Raw genomic sequence first — 17,977 nt, forward strand, 5'->3', positions numbered from 1 at the left:
TCGCGCTCGAGTCGCTTTTGCGTGCGAACAAGGCGCGGCGACCGCCGTGCAGTCATTCTGCACAAGGGAGCCGCAACGCCGTGCGCGCGCCCGTTTTTGATCAACAACGGGCGGCCGAGCCCCTGCATTTAATAACTTGTGGGGGTTGGCACCCCGGGTTCCCCGATCCTGCGTTGCGGCCCTTGCCGGTAGAACCACTACCGGCTGCGTACCGCGCCTTGTCTCGGAAAACCCGGGGTGCCAACGCGAGCGTGTACATTGATCAGTGTTTCCCTTGGTTTCGGCGGTTGGCTGCGCCACACTGCGCGCATGTCGACCGCCGCTCCCCCTTCCCGTGCCGGCTCTGCCGGGCGCCCGCTGTCGCGCCTGGCGGTGCTGGTGGTGGACGATTTCGCCAATATGCGGGCGACCCTGCGCGAGATGCTGCTGACCTCCGGCTTCGAGGACATCGATCTCGCGCATGATGGCGTGGATGCGCTGGACAAGCTGGAACGGCGTCGCTACGACATCGTGCTGTGCGACTACAACCTGGGTGACGGGCCGGACGGCCAGCAGGTACTGGACCGGGCCCGTGAACAGGGCTGGGTCGGGCCGGCCACGGTGTTCGTGATGGTCACCGCCGAGAACAGCAACGAGATGGTCATGGGGGCGCTGGAGAGCGGCCCCGATGCCTACCTGTCCAAGCCCTTCAACCGCGAACTGCTGGTGGTGCGGCTGCAGCGCGCCCTGCGGCGGCGGGATCCGCTGCGCGCGCTGGATCCGTACTGGCGTCGTGGCGAGTTCGCACAGGCGCGGGCCGAGGCCGAACGCATGCTGGAAGCAGGAGAGGGGCGTGCCGCCGACCTGCAGCGCCTGCGCAGCGATCTGGCCCTGGCCGAGGGCGAGCCGGGCGTGGCGGCCGAGGCCGCCCGTGCGGTGACGGGCGAGACCACGCCGCCCTGGGCACAGGTGCGTCTGGGCGAGGTGGCCGAAGCCGAGGGGGACCTTGCGGCTGCCGAGGAGGCGTATCGAACGGCCATCGCGGCAACGCCGTATTACATGCCGGCGCATGACCGGCTGGCGTTCGTGCTGGAACGCACCGGCCGCGAGCGCGAGGCGCTGGACGTGCTGGTCGCGGCGGCGGAACGCTCGCCCAAGTCGCTGGCGCGGCAGCGGGCGCTGGGGCGGCTGGCCCTGGCCCGGGGGGAATACGAGCGCGCCGCGCGTGCCTGGCGCCATGCGATGGCCCTGGCGACCCAGATGCAGATACCGCATCCGGGTGACATGGCGTATCAACTGGAGGCATTGATCGCGCGCGGGGCGACCCGCGAGGCGCGGACCAAACTGCAGAGCCTGGAGAGTGATTACCGCGGTCATCCGGAAGTGCACTGGTGGGTCGTGGTGACGCGTCTGCGCCTGCTGCTGGCCGGTGTGGCGGTGGATCGCGCGGGGTTGCTCGGCCAGCTGGATGCGGCCATGGCAGCCGGATCACCGCCGCCGGCGCTGCGCGAGGTGCTGCCGGACCTGCTGGAGCAGGCAGGTGAGGGCGAACGCGCGCGGAGCCTGCGGACATCGAACGGCGGCCCGGGGGAGACATGAAGAGCATCGATTTCGGTACCGTCATCGCCATTTCCATCCACGACATGAAGAACTCGCTGGGGATGGCGATGAATTCGCTGGAGGCGCTGCGGGACCCGGAGACCGGCGAGTGCAACTGCGACGAGCAGACCATCGCGCGACTGCAGTACGAGGCCCATCGCGTGCACGACAGCCTGGTACAGATGCTCACGCTGTACCGCAACCAGCAGGGGCTCTACACCCCGCGTTTTCGCCCGCTGCTGGTGATCGAACTGCTGGAGGACTACTGGGCGTCCAGCAAGCCACTGATGGATCACAGCGGGGTGACGGCCGAAATCGACTGCGACGAGGACCTGGAATGGGTGCTCGATCGGGAACTGGTGACGGCGGTGCTGGAGAACGTGGTGACCAACACCGTGCGTTACTGCAACGCTCGCATCCGTCTGTCGGCCGCGGTGCGCGATGGCGAGCTGTGGCTGCAGGTGGAAGACGACGGTCCCGGGTTCCCGGGGCCCATGCTGGGTTCGCGAACCACCGAGGATCAGGCGATGCTGGAGCGCGGCGCCGGGCGGACCGGACTGGGCCTGTATTTCTGCGCGATGATCGCCGAGCTGCACACGGCACCGGACGGGGCGCCGGGCTCGGTCCGGCTGTCGAATGATTCGGATCTCGGCGGGGGGCGCTTTACCCTGAGACTGCCCGCGCTGCCGCCGTCCGAAACCCTGTAGCGGCGGCGGTTTCGGGCGCCTTTGCGGGGCGCCGGGTAACCTGTTGTTTGACTGCCAAATCGAGAGAATCAATGCAAGCAGGATGGATTCGTCATGCCGGTCCGGCGTTGGCCGGGGCGCTGCTGGGGCTGGTGCTGGTGGCCTGCGGCGGGGAGACCACGGCACCGGTGACCCTGGATCAGCTGAGCAGCTCCGCAGCGGAGTTTGACGGCGAGATGGTGGAGGTGACCGGTCGCGTCCAGTCCTTCGATGATCCGCGGCATTACTGGATCGAGGATCATCCGCGCAACCGTGTTGCGATTTCGCCGGATGCGGCGGTCGCCGACCGCGTGGGCGAGGAAGTGCGCCTGGTCGGCCGGTTTTCGTATGATCCCGAGAGTGGCCGTTCGCTCGAAGTGAATGCGGAGGCGACGGCCGCCGCCAACGCCAGCCACTGACAACGCCATCCACTGACCAACGAGCGGACGACGCACATGAGCGAATGGATCGACGTGGGGCCGGAAGGCTCGATTGAACCCGGAGACCACCGGCTGCTCGAGGCCGGAGATACCGAAGTGGCGGTGTTCAACGTGGATGGCCGCTACTTTGCCCTCGAGAACCTCTGCTCGCACGAAGAATTCCCCATCGCGGGCGGCACGATCGACGACGACTGCATCACCTGCCCGCTGCACGACGCGGAATTCGACCTGCACACCGGCGAGGCACTCACGCCGCCGGCCGAGGACCCCATTCCGACATTTCCGGTGCGGGTGCAGGACGGGATGATCCAGGTCGGCAGTCAGCCGATCGGCGGCGACGCTTGAACCGGTCCGATCGCGCGCCCCGGGTGCGGCGATGACCGCCGATGGCGACTGGCAGGGCCTCGCGGGGCTGTCGGCGACTCAGCGCGAGGAGCTGGCGGCCGGCATCGTCCCGCGGGTGGTCGATCATCTTGAAGCCTGCCTGAACACCACGCTGGAACAATGGGAGCAGGGGGCGACCTGGCGCGAGGAGCAGGGCGAAGCACTGGAGTGGGCAGCGCAGCTGCGGGCCTATGCCACGCCCATCCTGCAGGAGTTCCGCGACGCCCTGGCGGGTGATCTGCGCAACCCCGAGTACCCGCCGCACTACGATTTTTCGGGCATCGCCTTTGCAGGCGGAGATTCCGGCCTGCACATCCTCGATGACTACCAGTCGAGCCGGCGTTCGTTGCGCCACCAGCTCGAGGGCTCGGTGCGCGAGAACAATCGGTATTCGTATTTCATGCTGGTCCAGGCGGCGCGCGAGGACCGGCGCTTCGAACATCCCAACTGGGCGCCGTGGTCGCCGCTGCACTGGTACGAGCGACTGATCGAGGCGGCGGAACGGTATTTCGGGCGCACCGCGCTGACTCTCGACCTGATGCAGGGCTATCTGCGCTGTCTGCGCGATTCCGGTGCGCCGATGATGGCGTTTGTGGTGGAAACGGTGGATGCCTGCGGCCTGGTGACCGAGGAGCCCGAAGCCGGCACCGCGGCTGGCGGCGCGCGCGAGCGGGAAAGCTCGGCAAGCTGGCAGGCCTATCCGGCTGCCGCTGCGAGCCGTTCCGAAGTGCGGCCGCCGGACGCCGATCTCGGTCCGCTGTCCGCCCGGGGCGGGCCGGAGATGCCGTCAGCGGAGGATGCCCCCGAGGCCTGGGCCCGCTGGGCCGCGGAGCTGGCCCGGGCCACCGGCAGTGGCCCGCGCTCGTCCGGAGCGGGGGGTGCGCCCGCAGGTGCCGGACCGGACGGGGATGCCGGTGCGGGGGACGCTTCCGGGAATGCCCCGGCCGCGGCGGAGCAGGCCCGCAGTCAGGAAGATCTGACGCCGTTCATTCTCGACCTGCTGCAGGGGATGTTCGACCACATCTTCCGCCAGGTCGGTTTCAATCCGCGCGTGCGGGCCGAAATCGCCGACATGCAGTTCGCGCTGGCGCGGGTCGTGATCCGTGATCTGTCGTTCTTCCGGGATCGCTCCCATCCGCTGCGGCTGTGGATCGGCAGCGTGATCAACACCGGGATCCGTGTGAGTCCGGAGGCGGACGATGCCGAAGGAGACGGTGGCGAAGAAGGCGTGAACGCCTATCTGCAACGCATCCGCGACTCGGTCGAGCGCCTGCGTCACGAGGCGGACAGCATGGACCGGGAGGGTGCGCGCGCGCTGCTGGAGGACTGGCTGGCCGCGATCGAGGAGGAAGACGCGCGCTGGCACCGGCGCCAGGAGTCGCGCACGGAGACCTTCGAGGCCGAGGAACGCGCGGCGCGCGCACGGCGTTCGCTGACCGTCTGCGTGCTGGAGACCGGGGCCTCCCTGCCACAAACGGCGGCGGATTCCGTGGAGGCGGCCTGGGAAGACCTGCTGGCGGCGGACGGCGGCGAGGACGAGGAGGTGAGCCGGGCGATCCGCGGCGTGGTGGAAGCGATCTGTCGCGGAGCGACGCCGGCAGAGATCCAGCCGCGGGTGGCAGAGCTCAAGGCGGCGGGCGAGCAGGCCGGTGTCGAGGCGCAAAGGCTGCGCCGGGTCGTCGAGCAGCTGGGCCGGGCGCATCTTGCGCGCATGCGGGCCACGGCGGACGCCGAGGCGTTCGACCCGCAAGAGCGGATCCGCCATCGGCGGCATCTGCGCTACGAGGACGACGATCCCGAACTGGTCACCGATCTGGACGATGCCTGGGTGTTCGAGGCCAGTCGCGCCCGGGTGGGAGACTGGTACGAGATGGTCGATCGCACCACCGGTGAGGCGCGGCGCATGGCGCTGGTATGGCGGGGGGAGGCCACGCGGCGATTCCTGTTCGTGTCGCTTGACGGGGTGAGTGCGCGACGGCACAGCCTGCAGGGTGTGGCACAGGAGCTGCGCGAGGGCCGGATGCGGATCCTGCCGCAGGATAACCCGCTGGACGCAATGATTCGCTGAAGGGGTCGTGAAATCGGCCGTGCGGGGCGGCCCCGCACGGCAACCGGGTAACCGGCGGGTCAGTCGACCGGCGGCATGTATTCGTAGCGCCGGTGGTCTTCCTCTTCGGGCATGGGTACGCCGGCGGCTTCGAGGGCCTCGGTCAGGTCCTCGCAGTCGTCCAGGTCGTCGGCCCGGTTGCGCAGGGTGTACAGCGCATCCGAGGCTTCGGCGACGGGCATGCGGATAACGATTTCGCCGTTTTCGGCCTTGACCAGATTCATGATCATTCCTCCCGTTTGAGTCGCTGGTTCAGTCCTCGATCGAGGGCTGGCGCGGCGCATGTTCGTCGAATGCGTGCGGCGGCTGGCGGAACTCGTTGTCCAGCTCGTACACGCCCTGCTGCAGAACCGAAGACAGCGCGCGGGCGCCGTTGCGGACCTCGCCGTTCAGTTCCGTCAGGTTTTCGGTGATGCTTTTGGCCGTTTTCTTGTCCAGCGTCAGCGTGACGATGCCGTTCTCGTTCTTGACGTCCATGGGCGGCTCCTTTTCGGATGGTCGCACGTTGGTGACTTGATCCAGCTCAATACTGTGACAGGATTGGGGGCGTAAAATTCTCGAGGGCGTATGCCGTTCCCGTGAAGCCCCTGATTCAAGCGTAGACCATGCGTCCGAGCCGGGGGGCTTGTCGAGGGGGAAGCTTCCATTCTTCAACCGGCCGCAGAGCCGGGGTTTTCACACAGGGGATTCCTTTACGTGTCTTGTCTTTCAGCCGGAGCCCGGTGTTGATGTCTTCCCGTGCCCCGGTGTTTCGACTCAGCGCGGCCGCACTGATCGCGCTCGGCTATCTCGTGGCGGGCTCCCTGTGGGTCGCGCTGTCCGACATGCTCTTCATGTGGAGCTTCGGGATCGAGGCGAGCCTGACCCGGGTCAGTCTGCTGAAGGGCCTGGGTTTCGTCTGGGTGAGTGGCGGACTGCTGTACCTGGCCATGCGGACATTCGGGGTCCGTCGGGGCGCGCGGACGCGTAACGGCGGCGGTCTGACACTGTTGCGCGGTCGCCAGCCCTGGGTCTGGGTCGCCCTAGCGGTGGCGGTCGCCGGTTCGGTCGGTGGTGTCGCCTTCGGCACGTTCCATATCGCTCAGGCCACCGCGGATCAGCAGGTGCGCGAAGAACTGCGGGCCACTGCCTTTCTCAAGGGCGGACTGGTCGATCGGTGGATGGCGGAACGCGCCGGAGATGCCCGAATCCTGGCGGATGCGCGCGGTTTCACCGCGTTTGTCCGCTCGCTGCAGCGCCACGACTCCGAGGTCGCGCGTACCACGCTGGAGAACCGCCTGCAGGCGATCCGGACGGCCTACGGTTATCGCTCCGTGGCGATCCTGGGGGCGGAGGAACACGCGGAACTGCTGGTTGCGGGGGATGAGTCCTTCCAGCGCGCCGCGGCCAGAGCGGCCCGCGTGGAAGCGATGCAGACCGGAGCCGTCAGCCGGGCGCACGTGGACAGCGTGGACGACGAAGGGGCGACCCGGCTGCACTGGGCCGCGCCTTTGCATCACCCCGCCGATCGCAACTCGGAACCGCTGGCGGTGGTGCTGTTTTCCGCCGATCTGGATCGCCTGGCTCCGCTGCTCGGGGCCGCCATCGACCTGGAAGACGGGGACGCTGCGACCTGGCTGATCAGCCATCCATCCGATCGCGCGCCGGTGGTGATGCGACTGGACGGTGAATCGGCCCGACGCGTGGAACCCCCGGCGGAGTTTGCGCAGCTGGAAAGCCGCCTGCTGCGCAGCGGTTCCGGCGAGGCGGTGCGGATCGGATCGCTGGGCGAGGAGGATGATGGTCGCCTGGTGGCGGTGCGTGGCCTGGAGCTCGACGACTGGTCGGTGGTGGTCAAGCGGGACCGCGCGCCTCTGGTGGCCGGGGCGCATCGGCAGGCGGCATGGACCGGCGGAGCCCTGTTGCTGGTCTGGCTGCTGATGGCCGGTGCCGGGGCGCTGGTGGGGCGTCAGCAATGGCTTCAGCGCAACCTGCGGCTGATGCAGTCGCATTCGGAACAGGACCGCCTGCTGCGGGTGTTCTTCGACATGCCGTTCGTGGGCATGGCGGTGTCAGGGCCGGATGGTCAGGGCTGGGAGCGCGTCAACGACTGCCTCGGCGACATGCTGGGCTACCGGCCGGAGGAGCTGGCGAAGCTCGACTGGGATCGACTCGCGCACCCCGAGGACCGTTCCCTGGGTGCCGATCTGGATCGCGAGATGCGTGAAGGCCGGCGCGACGGCTATGACGTGGAAAAGCGCCTGCTGCGGGCGGATGGCAGCGTGATGGTGGCACACCTCTCGCTGAAGTGTACTCGCCACGCGGACGGCAGCCTGGACCGTGTCGTGGTCACGGTGGAGGACATCACCCGGCGCCGGGAGGAGGAGGAACGCCGGCGCCTGGCGTCGGTGGTGTTCGAGAACACCCGCGAGGGTGTCGTGATCACCGACAGTACGGCGCACATCCTGTCGGTGAACCGCGCGTTCACCGAGCTGATGGGCTACACCCAGGACGAAGTGATCGGGCGCACGCCGAAGATGTTCCAGTCCGGTCGGCATGACCGCACCTTCTACCAGAACATGTTCCGCCAGCTGGAGCTCTACGGGCACTGGCAGGGGGAGATCTGGAATCGGCGCAAGAACGGCGAGGTGTTCCCCGAGCTGCAGAGCATCACGGCGGTGCACGACCCGCAGGGCCGGCTCACGCATTACGTGTCGGTGTTCGCCGATATCTCGCGGATCAAGGCCTCGGAAGAGGAGCTGGACTACCTGGCGCATCATGATCCGCTGACCGAGCTGCCCAACCGTCGCCTGCTGCTGGCACGTCTGGGCCATGGCATCTCGCTGATGCGGCGGCGCAACGGGGTGCTGGCGCTGCTGATCGTGGATCTCGACCGCTTCAAGGACGTCAACGACAGCCACGGCCACGCCGCCGGCGATGCCCTGCTGCGCAGCGCGGCCATCCGGCTGCAGCGCGAGCGCCGCGGAACCGATACCGTGGCGCGGCTGGCCGGGGACGAATTCGCGGTGGTGGTGGAGAATCTGGCCCACCCGGACGACGCCGGCATGATTGCCGAATCCATGATCCGCCACCTGGCCGAGCCCTGTGACCTGGGCAACGGAGTCGAGGTCGAGGTGGTGGCGACCGTCGGGATCGCGCTGTTCCCGGATCACGGGGCCGGTCCCGAGGCGCTGCTGCAGCAGGCGGGCACCGCGCTGTCGCGCGCCAAGGAAGAGGGGCGCGGGTCGTATCGTTACTACTCGGACGCCTATACCGAGGCGGCGCGCGAGCGCATCGATCTCAGCTCACGTCTGCGCCGCGCGATGGAGCATGACCACCTGGAGGTCCATTACCAGCCGCAGTACGAGATCGCGACGGGGCGCCTCATCGGGGCCGAGGCCCTGCTGCGCTGGAACGATCCGGTGCTGGGGCGCGTGTCGCCCGGTCGTTTCATCCCGGTCGCGGAGAAGACCGGCCTGATCGTGGAGCTGGGCGCCTGGGTCCTGCAGGAGGTGATCCGGCAGGGACGGGCCTGGCTGGACGCGGGTTATCCTCCGATCCGGCTGGCGGTGAACGTGTCCGCGCTGCAGTTCCGACGGATGGCGCTGGATGAACAGGTCGCCGCCACCCTGGACGAGCACGGGCTGCCGCCGGAATGCCTGGAGCTGGAGATCACCGAGTCCGCGCTGATGGCGGATGCCGAGCGGGCCCGTCGCATCCTGGAATCGCTGCGGGGGCAGGGCGTGCATTTCGCCGTGGATGACTTCGGCACGGGCTATTCCTCGCTGTCGCAGCTGAAGAGCTTTGCGGTGGACACCCTCAAGATCGACAAGAGCTTCGTCGACGGCATCGCCGGAGTGGTGCACGAGGATGACGTGCATGACCAGTCGATCACCACCGCGATCGTGGCAATGGCGCACGGGCTGGGGCTGACCGTGGTGGCCGAGGGCGTGGAGACCGCCGAACAGCTGGAGGCGCTGTGTGCGCTGAGCTGCGATTTTTATCAGGGCTACTTTGCCAGCCGGCCGCTACCGGTGGCGGAATTCGAGCGCGACGTTCTGACCACCTCCGAACAGGGGGGGTGAGGCGCGCCGGGAATTGGTACACTTCGCGGCTTGTTGGGCCGGCCCGGCACCGGGCACAGGGGAGAGCAGAACCGATGGAAACCGATCCGGAGCGGAAACCGCATCCTGTCCTCAAGGACTATTACGGGGACGAAAGCAACAAGCGCGCGTTCGTCGACGACCTGTTCGACCGCACCGCGCCCTACTACGACCGGATCCTGCGGTTCGGTTTTCTGGGTACGGGGCAGGCGTATCGCCGCTACTCGCTCAAGCAGTCCGGTCTGCAGCCGGACATGGAGGTCCTGGATGTGGCGACCGGGACCGGCCCGGTGGCCGAAGAGATCCGCAAGATCACCGGCGATGAGCGCATCACCTGCGTGGATCCTTCGCGCGGGATGATCGACGTGGCGCGGGGCAAGCTGAATTCGCGCTTCATCCAGGGGCTGGCCGAGGATCTGCCCGTCGCCAGCGAGCAGTTCGACCGCGTGTACATGGGCTACGGTCTGCGTCACGTTCGGGATCTGCGCGAGGCGTTTGCGGAGTACTTTCGCGCGCTCAAGCCCGGCGGTCGCTGCATGATCCTCGAGGTCTCGCGTCCGCGGACGAAGCGGCAGATGGTAATGGCCCGTTTCTACTTCCGCGATTTCATCCCGTTTCTCAGTCGTGTGCTGACACGTGATCCGGACGGGCATACCCTGATGCGGTATTTCTGGGAAACCATTGACCAGTGCGTGCCCCCGGAGGAGATCATGGAGACGCTGGAATCGGTGGGCTTCGAGGACGTCCACCGTGAAGTGCAGCTGGGGGTCTTCTCCGCCTACATGGCCACGCGTCCGGCCTGATACCGCGTGGCCCTGGCCCGACTGAAGCTGCGCGTCTCCCCCGGTGCCCGCGAGGATGCGGTGGTGGGCTGGATGGGCGACGCCCTCAAACTGCGAGTCCGGGCCGCGCCGGAAAAGGGGCGCGCCAACCGGGCCGTCGAACGCCTGCTGGCGGCCGAACTGGGGCTGCCGGCGGATTCGGTGCGGGTGGTGAGCGGCCAGACCGGCCGCGACAAGACTGTGGAGGTCGACGGCCGGGGCGAGGCCGCACTGCGCGAACATTTCGCTGGATGACAAGGATTACTGATGGAACGCCTGACGCTGACCCGTCCCGACGACTGGCACCTGCATCTGCGCGACGGGGACATCCTCGCCTCGGTGTTGCCGGACACCGTGCGGCGCTTTCGCCGGGCGATCGTGATGCCGAACCTCAAGCCCCCGGTGACCTCGGTGGATGCGGCAGCCGCGTACCGTGACCGCATCCTCGCGGCACTCCCGGACGAGGCCGACTTCGAGCCCCTGATGACGCTCTATCTGACCGAGGAGACCACGCCCGGGATGATCGATGCGGCGCGCCAATCCGGCTTTGTCCATGCGGTGAAGCTGTACCCCGCTGGGGCCACCACGCATTCCGCCAGCGGGGTCACCGACATCCGCCGCTGCTACCCGGTGTTCGAGGCGATGGAACGGGCCGGGCTGCCGCTTTTGATCCACGGCGAGGTGACCGACCCGGACGTGGACATCTTCGACCGCGAGGCGGTGTTCATCGAACGCCATCTGCAGGGCCTGGTGCGAGACTTCCCCGGGCTGCGCATCGTGCTGGAACACGTGACGACCGAGGCGGCGGTCTCCTTCGTGGAATCCGCGCCGGACAACGTCGGTGCGACCATCACCCCGCAGCACCTGCTGTACAACCGCAACGCGCTGTTTGCCGGCGGCATGCGGCCGCATCATTTCTGCCTGCCGATCCTCAAACGCGAGCGTCACCGGGAAGCATTGGTGCGGGCGGCGACCAGCGGGCACCCGCGTTTCTTCCTCGGGACCGATTCCGCACCGCATCCGCGCCACGCCAAGGAATCGGCCTGCGGTTGCGCGGGCATCTATTCCGCGCATGCGGCCATCGAGCTGTACGCCGAGGCCTTCGCGGCGGCCGGCGCGCTGGACCGCCTGGAGGGCTTCGCCAGCCATCACGGTGCGGACTTTTACGGCATGCCGCGCAACACCGGCACCATCACCCTGGAACGCGCGGAATGGACCGTGCCCGAGGCGGTCCTGTTCGGACACGATCCGGGTGTACCCCTGCGGGCGGGCGAGACCGTCGCCTGGCGGGTGGCGGAGTGAAGTCCGCACCGCCCCCGGTTTGAACCCCGGGGCGGTTGGCGCGGTCTCTCCGACCAGAACCTTTCAATGCGTTTTCGCAAGGAGTCAACGTGCGGGACAGTGTGACCGAACCTGAAGTGCAGCGCGGAACCCTCTGGTTCTGGCTGCTGATCAGCCTGGGGGTGGCTGCGGCCATCATCGGGCTTGGCGTGCAGCTGGAGCCGGCGGGTGCGGCCATCCTGCGCGCCCCGCTGGAGTCGCCCGCGGCCGGTGCCCTGGGCTTCGGCCTGATGATGATCTGGGCTGCCTATGCCTACGCCCTGTCGGCCGGCAAGGCCGCGGGCTCTCAGGAGATGGGGCTGGTGGTACTCAACCTGGGCCTGCCGCTGGGCCTGATTGCCCTGTGGACCTGGGAGATCAACGCCCTGTCGTTCTTCGTGGCCGTGGGCTGGGCGATCAGCCTGGGCGGCATGGGCATCCGGCTGTTCCGGCGTGAACCACTGGCCGGCGTGATGATGCTGCCGATCTTCGGGGTGAGCCTGACGGCCATCCTGCTGTCGCTGACGCTGTGGATGCTGCCGGTCGCCCAGCAGGGCGGTGCCGTCTGACGCCATGTTGCTGAACGAGGCGCAGATCGAGGCGCAGCTGGCCGATGCCGCGCGGCGCGGGGAGTTTGATGATCTGCCCGGGGCCGGGCGGCCGCTGGAGCTGGATGACGACCGCGACGTGCCGGAAGACATGCGCATGGCGTTTCGCATCATGAAGAACGCCGGCTACGTGCCGGAAGAGGTCCGGCTGCGCGGCGAGATCGCCTCGGTGGAGGCCCTGCTGCGCGAGGCCGAGGACCCCGAGGGCCGGGAACGCCATTCGCGCCGTCTGCGTGTGCTGCTGGACCGACTGGCGCGCGAGCGCGGGCGCACCGGTGGCGATGCCGGGCTGGCCACCGAGTCCGGGTATTTCCGGGCCCTGTGCGCAAGGCTCGATGGCGAGTGAGCCACCGCGCGGCCGGGGTAGCGCCAGCCGGCCGGCCGCCCGCTATGAACCCCTGCAGCGCGAACCCGTGGACGACGGCTGGGTCGGGGACGACGAAGCCGCCCCGGCGCTGCGCACCGAAGTGACCCCGGAGACGCCGCGCAGCCTGCTGGTGCGCAACGACTCCCCGGATGTCCCGTTTACCCTGTCCATCAATCCCTATCGGGGCTGCGAACATGGCTGCGCCTACTGTTTCGCGCGGCCGGCGCATGCCTATGTGGGGCTGTCGCCCGGACTGGACTTCGAGAGCCGGCTGTACGTGAAGACCGGCGCGGCGGCCGTGCTGCGCCGCGAACTGGGTGCGCGCAACTACCGGCCGTCACCGGTCGCGCTGGGCATCAACACCGATGCCTACCAGCCGGTGGAGCGGGAATTGCGGGTCACCCGCGAGCTGCTGGAGGTGCTGACGGAGAGCGCGCATCCGGTGTCCATCGTCACCAAGTCGGCGCTGGTGGAACGCGACCTCGATCTCCTGGGGCCGATGGGGCGCGCCGGGCTGGCGCAGGTGGCGGTGTCCCTGACCACCCTCGATCGCGGTCTGTCCCGGCGTCTGGAGCCGCGCGCGGCGGCCCCGCAGCGGCGCCTGGAGACCATCCGGCGGCTGACGGATGCGGGCGTGCCGGTGAGCGTGCTGGTGGCCCCGCTGATCCCGGTGCTGACCGATGGCGAGACCGAGGACCTGCTGGAGGCGGCGGCTGAGGCCGGTGCGGTGTCGGCCGACTACGTACTGCTGCGCCTGCCGCGCGAGGTGGCGGGGTTGTTCGAGGAGTGGCTGCGGGCCCACGAACCGCTGAAGGCGGAGCACGTACTGGCCCGCCTGCGCGAAGCGCATGGCGGGCGGGTCTACGATTCCAGCTTTGGGCAGCGCATGCGGGGCTCCGGGGCCTGGGCCGATCTGCTGGGACAGCGCTTTGCCCTCGCGCGGCGCCGCCACGGGCTGGACCGCTGGTCCGGGGATCTCGATTGCTCGCAGTTTCGCCCGCCGGCGCCAGCGCGACCGGCCGACGACCGGCAGCTGGACCTGTTCTGAGCCCGTTATTCGGTGCGGCGGAATGGTCGGGGCGGCGGGCGGCTTCTGCGGCACGCCGCTTCGCGCTACAGTGACCCGGAGAGGGAGGGGTCCCATGGGCGTACGCGTACATTCCAATTCCGGTGAGGATGCCGGCTGGTGGGGGCCGGTGGAGCTGCCGCCCGGGACCACCGGGTACTGGGCGATCGGGCCGGTGGACCTGTGGCTGAAACGCTGCGCCGATGAGTGGGACCTGTGGCTGGCGCGCGAGCGGGATCCGGAGGAAAGCGGTTTCCGGCGCGAGATCCCGGCGCGCGAGCCGGTGCCCGAGAAACCGGCGGAGCAGCGACGGTTTGCCGGCACCCCGGGCGGGGCGACGGCCACGCTGGCCGTGGCCCTGGCCGACCGGCCGGTCGTCAGTCGTCCGGAGGCACCGTTCCATGTGCCCGCGGGCGGCGAGGTCACCCTGTATGTGAGCACGCCCGCCTGGGTGCAGCTGCGGCTGGGAGAGACCCGGCTCCACGAGTTCCCCGCGTATCCCGCCTCCGATACCTGGTTCGGCCCGAACACGGTGGAGGGCGAGCTGTGCTATGCCAGCCGCACCCAGGCGCGCATGACCCTCGAAGACGTGCCCGAGCGCGCCCATCGCGTGCTGACGCCGCTGACGGTGCACAATGCCGCCCGCGACACACTGCTGCTGGAGCGCATCAAGCTGCCGGTGCCGCGCCTGCCGGTGTATGCGGACGCGCGCGGCCGCCTGTGGACTTCGGCGGTGCGGGTACAGCACGAGCCCGAACGGGACCTGGCCGAGGTCAAGCTGGGCGAGGGGCCTCCGGCCGAGTCGCCCCGCGCGCGGCGGGTGGCCGAACCGCGTGAATCGGGTGGCAGCCGCTTCAGCCTGCGCGCGTTCAGCGCACTGTTCCAGTAGGGGGGCGAGATGGAAGAGGGTTCCTGGATCGCGCGCAGTGTGGAGCTGATGACCGCCGACGCGGTGCTCGCCTGGGTCCGCGCGGCGATCTATCTGGGGGTGGGGCTGCTGCTCGCGCGGGTGGTGTCGCGCACCCTGATCCGGGTCGCGGGGCGCCATCTGGACGCCCAGCAGGCGATGCTGGTGCGACGCATCGGTTTCTACCTGGTGCTGGTGCTGGCCGGGGTATCGGCCCTGCGCGAGCTGGGCTTCGACCTGACCGTACTGCTGGGGGCCGCGGGCATCCTGACGGTGGCCATCGGCTTTGCCTCGCAGACCTCCGCCTCCAACCTGATCTCGGGCCTGTTCCTGATCGGCGAGCGCCCGTTCGCGGTGGGCGACGTGGTCCGGGTGGGCGACGTGACCGGCGAGGTGCTGTCAATCGACATGCTGTCGGTCAAGCTGCGCACCTTCGAGAACCTGATGGTGCGGGTACCCAACGAGACCCTGGTGAAATCGCAGCTGACCAACCTCACGCGCTTTCCGATCCGGCGCCTGGACATGCAGATCGGCGTCGCCTATAACGCCGACATCTTGCGGGTGCGCGAGATCCTGACGGACGTGGCCGATCGCGAACCGCTGTGTCTGGAAGAGCCGCGCCCGCTGTTCATCTTCCTCGAATTCGGTGACTCGGCACTGAAACTGCAGTTCTCGGTCTGGGCGAAGCGGGAAAACTTCCTCGACCTGCGCAATCGCATGCACATCGCGGTGAAAAAGGCCTTCGACGAGGCCGGCATCGAGATCCCGTTCCCGCAGCGCACCCTGGGTTCGCTGACCGGCGCCCCCTTCCCGGTGCGCGTGGTCTCCGGCGACGAGCCGGCGCCCGGGCCCGAGGTCCCGCCGGTGGACAATGCCCCCGGTAATAATAGTTGACCGGCGGCCTACGGGCGCAGGTCGAGCCACACCGGGTCGTGGTCGGAGGCGCGCCAGGGGCCGTCGGCCGGATGCGCGCCGTCGAAGCCGAGGAACACGGGTTCGTCGGCGTTCACCGCCCAGGTGTCTGCGGCCACGACCCGCGCGGCCAGCGCCTCCGGGCCGAGCAGGTAATCGAGTTGCCCCGAGCGGCCGCGGAACACGTAGGTGTGGATGGTCTCCGGATCCGTGGCCACCAGGTCCTGCTTGCCGGCCGCGCGCAGGGCGGCCAGCGGGTCTTCGGCGGCGTAGCTGTTGAGGTCGCCGGCGATGATCACCGGCGGGTCGTCCGGTCTGGCCTCGCGCTGCCGGGCGATCCACTCCGCCAGGCGCTCGGCCTGCTCGGTGCGGCGCTGGTTCCAGCAGCCCTGACCGCGGTCGATGTCTCCGTGCTCCGGACAGCCGGTCTTGGCCTTGAAGTGCACGGCCACCACGCCGAAGGGCTTACCGCCGTCGCGTGAACGGAACCAGCCCAGCAGCGGGGGGCGGTGGTGGACCGAGTCCCCGTCGGCCGCGGTGTCCAGCAGTTCCACCCGTTCGCGGTCGTAGAGCAGGCCGACCTGGATGGCGTCGGTCCCGCTGTCGGGGTGTGCGGCCTTGCGCATGTGCGTGCGCTCGTCCAGGGCATCCATCCGCTCGCGCAGCTCGCGGCCGGCGGCGGGGCGGTTCTCCAGCTCCACGAATGCGAGGACGTCCATCGCCAGGCCCGCGAGCTGGGCGTCCAGCTTGGCGGTCTGGCGTTCGCGTTCGGCGGGGTCCTGCGCGCCGCGCTCGCCCAGGGTGACGAAGTCGTTCTCGAGATTCGCGGTGGCGATGCGCAGGGTGTCGTCGCCGGGCTCGGGTGGTGGGTCGGGGCGTTCCCCGCCCTCCCATTGCGGCGGTTGTACCGGATGCACGCGGTGGGTATCGAAGGCGTGGGTCAGGATGCCGGTCAGGCCGTCTACCCGACTGCCGACGCGGCGGGTGCCGGTGTCGTCCAGATACGGCACCGGGTCGGGTCGGGCGCGGTAGCTGCCGTCGTCCAGCACGATGCGACGGTCCCCGTCCCGGTCCCCGGCATTCGGATCGCCGAAGGCCCCGGTCTGGCCCGGGTGGCGCAGGCGCCCGCCGGCGGCAAGGTCGAGGCTGCCGTAGCGTGCCAGTTCGCGATTGGCGGTGACGGTCAGGGTCTGGTCGAAACGCACGCGCACGTCCTCCAGGGCCTCCAGCCGGTCGGCGTCTTCCGGCAGGCGCAGGGTCACGGCCTGCGGGGGTTCGCCGCGCCGGCAGCGCTCCAGTGCCTGCACTTGGGACAGTTGCGGGCGGCCGTGGTGGCGGCCGAAACGGGCATGGACCTGCACCCGGTCGCCGGGCTGCAGGTCGGTGTCCGCGTGGTCCGGGGCGTACACGAACAGCCCGGTGGGCGGGTCGGTCGCATCGTCCTGCAGATAGAACCCGCCCAGCGCGTCCTCGCCGTGGAACACGCCGCTGACCGTGCCCTCGGCGACCACGGTTTGATCCTCGTCCACCGCGCCGGCGCGCAGCTCGTCGAGGGCCATGCGTTCGTCGGCCGGTGGGGCGGGGCAGTCGGCGGCGGCCGCCCCCGGCAGGACCGGGGCCAGCAGCAGGATGAGGGTGGCGGTGGCGGCGCGCGGGGTGTGGCGGGTCGGTGCATGCATGGTTTCTTCCCTGGCGGGCGTGTGACGGCGCCCGGCGATTTCGTCGTGTGATTTCCGTATACTGCGGCGCCTTCCCCGCCCGCGGACAGGAGCGAACGGCGATGGCGATCTGGATCGCGACCCTGCTGGGAATCGTACAGGGTATTTTCATGTTCGTGCCGGTGAGTTCAACCGCGCACCTGGTACTGACCCAGCACTGGCTCATTGGTCAGGGGCACGAGCTGCCGCCGCCGGAGAGTCCGGAGATGATCCTGTTCGATCTGGTGGTGCACGTGGGCACACTGGTGTCGATCGTCTACGTGTTCCGCCGCAGCCTGTGGCAGCTCTCCGGCGGGATCGTGCGCGAGAGCTGGCAGTGGGCCTCGCGCCATGGCGACGCGCGCCGCGAGATGCTGTACTTCCGCCTCGGGATGCTGTGCGTGCTGTCGGTGGCCGCGACCGCCGTAGTGGGCTTCACCCTCAAGGCGACCTTCGAGCACGTCTTCGCCAACCCGGTGCTGATCGCCGGGACCCTGACCCTGACCGGCGTATTGCTGTGGTGGACCGACCGCCTGAGCCGGCGGCCGCTGGGGCTGCGCAAGCTGAACCCGCGCATCGCGACGGTGATCGGCGTGGCCCAGGGCTTTGCCCTGGTGCCCGGGCTCAGCCGCAGCGGCATGACCATCGTGTTTGGCCTGTTCAGCGGGCTCAAGCGGCGCTGGGCGGCGGAATACAGCTTCTTCCTCGCGATCCCGACCATCCTCGCGGCCACCGCCGTGCAGTCGCTGGACGTGTTCAACCACGACGGCCTGGGCGATCTGCCGTGGAGTGCGCTGATCACCGGGTTCGTGGTCTCTGCGGTGGTCGGCGTGGTGTCGCTGAAGATGGTGCTGTTCTTCCTCTATCGCTCCAGCCTGAAGGTGTTCTCCATCTATGTGTGGATCCTGGCCTTCCTCGTGCTGTTCGGGTTCCTCGATACCGGCGTGATGTACGGCCACTGAA

18 protein-coding genes are annotated in these 17,977 nt (G+C 68.9%); 15 read left to right on the forward strand and 3 right to left on the reverse strand.

Annotation, left to right across the window (positions count from 1 at the left end):
* Positions 1 to 309: 309 nt before the first annotated feature.
* The 5 genes from C998_RS0110180 (at position 310) to C998_RS0110200 (ending at position 5,195) form a co-directional block, all read left to right on the forward strand.
* A complete protein-coding gene (locus C998_RS0110180) occupies positions 310 to 1,578 on the forward strand; it encodes a tetratricopeptide repeat-containing response regulator (protein ID WP_018870761.1) in 1,269 nt (422 codons plus the stop codon).
* A complete protein-coding gene (locus C998_RS0110185; protein ID WP_018870762.1) occupies positions 1,575 to 2,285 on the forward strand; it encodes a sensor histidine kinase KdpD in 711 nt (236 codons plus the stop codon). Before C998_RS0110180 ends, C998_RS0110185 begins: the two co-directional genes overlap by 4 nt.
* 107 nt (positions 2,286 to 2,392) lie before the next feature.
* Positions 2,393 to 2,722, forward strand: coding sequence for a hypothetical protein (locus C998_RS0110190; protein WP_018870763.1), 330 nt, complete (start codon positions 2,393 to 2,395; stop codon positions 2,720 to 2,722).
* A gap of 36 nt (positions 2,723 to 2,758) precedes the next feature.
* A complete protein-coding gene (locus C998_RS0110195) occupies positions 2,759 to 3,088 on the forward strand; it encodes a non-heme iron oxygenase ferredoxin subunit (protein ID WP_018870764.1) in 330 nt (109 codons plus the stop codon).
* 31 nt (positions 3,089 to 3,119) lie between these two features.
* The gene (locus tag C998_RS0110200) at positions 3,120 to 5,195 is read left to right on the forward strand and encodes a DUF1631 family protein (RefSeq protein ID WP_018870765.1); all 2,076 of its coding nucleotides are present in this window, start codon (positions 3,120 to 3,122) and stop codon (positions 5,193 to 5,195) included.
* Positions 5,196 to 5,254: 59 nt separating this feature from the next.
* Here C998_RS0110200 and C998_RS0110205 read toward each other — a convergent pair whose 3' ends face one another.
* On the reverse strand, positions 5,255 to 5,458 hold the full coding sequence (locus C998_RS0110205) for a hypothetical protein (RefSeq protein WP_018946123.1): 204 nt from the start codon (positions 5,456 to 5,458) through the stop codon (positions 5,255 to 5,257).
* A 28-nt stretch (positions 5,459 to 5,486) separates the two neighbouring features.
* The gene (locus C998_RS0110210) at positions 5,487 to 5,711 is read right to left on the reverse strand and encodes a hypothetical protein (protein ID WP_018870767.1); all 225 of its coding nucleotides are present in this window, start codon (positions 5,709 to 5,711) and stop codon (positions 5,487 to 5,489) included.
* A 251-nt stretch (positions 5,712 to 5,962) separates the two neighbouring features.
* Between C998_RS0110210 and C998_RS0110215 the strand changes: the two genes are divergently transcribed.
* From C998_RS0110215 to C998_RS0110255, 9 genes are all read left to right on the forward strand, one after another.
* The gene (locus C998_RS0110215) at positions 5,963 to 9,298 is read left to right on the forward strand and encodes a bifunctional diguanylate cyclase/phosphodiesterase (RefSeq protein WP_018870768.1); all 3,336 of its coding nucleotides are present in this window, start codon (positions 5,963 to 5,965) and stop codon (positions 9,296 to 9,298) included.
* A gap of 74 nt (positions 9,299 to 9,372) precedes the next feature.
* Positions 9,373 to 10,119 carry a class I SAM-dependent methyltransferase gene (locus tag C998_RS0110220; RefSeq protein WP_018870769.1) on the forward strand — a complete coding sequence of 249 codons (747 nt, stop codon included), beginning with the start codon at positions 9,373 to 9,375 and terminating at the stop codon, positions 10,117 to 10,119.
* Between the two features lie 6 nt (positions 10,120 to 10,125).
* Positions 10,126 to 10,392 carry a DUF167 domain-containing protein gene (locus C998_RS0110225; RefSeq protein WP_018870770.1) on the forward strand — a complete coding sequence of 89 codons (267 nt, stop codon included), beginning with the start codon at positions 10,126 to 10,128 and terminating at the stop codon, positions 10,390 to 10,392.
* A 12-nt stretch (positions 10,393 to 10,404) separates the two neighbouring features.
* On the forward strand, positions 10,405 to 11,439 hold the full coding sequence (gene pyrC, locus C998_RS0110230; RefSeq protein WP_018870771.1) for a dihydroorotase: 1,035 nt from the start codon (positions 10,405 to 10,407) through the stop codon (positions 11,437 to 11,439).
* 101 nt (positions 11,440 to 11,540) lie between these two features.
* A complete protein-coding gene (locus tag C998_RS0110235; protein WP_026279570.1) occupies positions 11,541 to 12,026 on the forward strand; it encodes a hypothetical protein in 486 nt (161 codons plus the stop codon).
* A 4-nt stretch (positions 12,027 to 12,030) separates the two neighbouring features.
* Positions 12,031 to 12,411, forward strand: coding sequence for a DUF1992 domain-containing protein (locus C998_RS0110240; protein WP_018870773.1), 381 nt, complete (start codon positions 12,031 to 12,033; stop codon positions 12,409 to 12,411).
* Complete coding sequence (locus C998_RS0110245; RefSeq protein WP_018870774.1) at positions 12,401 to 13,480, forward strand: PA0069 family radical SAM protein; 1,080 nt, start codon at positions 12,401 to 12,403, stop codon at positions 13,478 to 13,480. Before C998_RS0110240 ends, C998_RS0110245 begins: the two co-directional genes overlap by 11 nt.
* A 94-nt stretch (positions 13,481 to 13,574) precedes the next feature.
* The gene (locus C998_RS0110250; protein WP_018870775.1) at positions 13,575 to 14,387 is read left to right on the forward strand and encodes a hypothetical protein; all 813 of its coding nucleotides are present in this window, start codon (positions 13,575 to 13,577) and stop codon (positions 14,385 to 14,387) included.
* A gap of 9 nt (positions 14,388 to 14,396) precedes the next feature.
* A complete protein-coding gene (locus tag C998_RS0110255; RefSeq protein ID WP_018870776.1) occupies positions 14,397 to 15,299 on the forward strand; it encodes a mechanosensitive ion channel family protein in 903 nt (300 codons plus the stop codon).
* Between the two features lie 8 nt (positions 15,300 to 15,307).
* Here the strand turns inward: C998_RS0110255 and C998_RS0110260 are convergent, their stop codons facing one another.
* The gene (locus C998_RS0110260; protein WP_018870777.1) at positions 15,308 to 16,996 is read right to left on the reverse strand and encodes an ExeM/NucH family extracellular endonuclease; all 1,689 of its coding nucleotides are present in this window, start codon (positions 16,994 to 16,996) and stop codon (positions 15,308 to 15,310) included.
* Positions 16,997 to 17,097: 101 nt separating this feature from the next.
* Between C998_RS0110260 and C998_RS0110265 the strand changes: the two genes are divergently transcribed.
* On the forward strand, positions 17,098 to 17,976 hold the full coding sequence (locus C998_RS0110265) for an undecaprenyl-diphosphate phosphatase (RefSeq protein WP_018870778.1): 879 nt from the start codon (positions 17,098 to 17,100) through the stop codon (positions 17,974 to 17,976).
* The last annotated feature ends 1 nt before the right edge of the window (position 17,977 follow it).

Origin of the sequence: Thioalkalivibrio sp. ALgr3 (assembly GCF_000377325.1) — a bacterium.
In the GTDB taxonomy this organism is placed as follows: Bacteria; Pseudomonadota; Gammaproteobacteria; order Ectothiorhodospirales; family Ectothiorhodospiraceae; genus Thioalkalivibrio.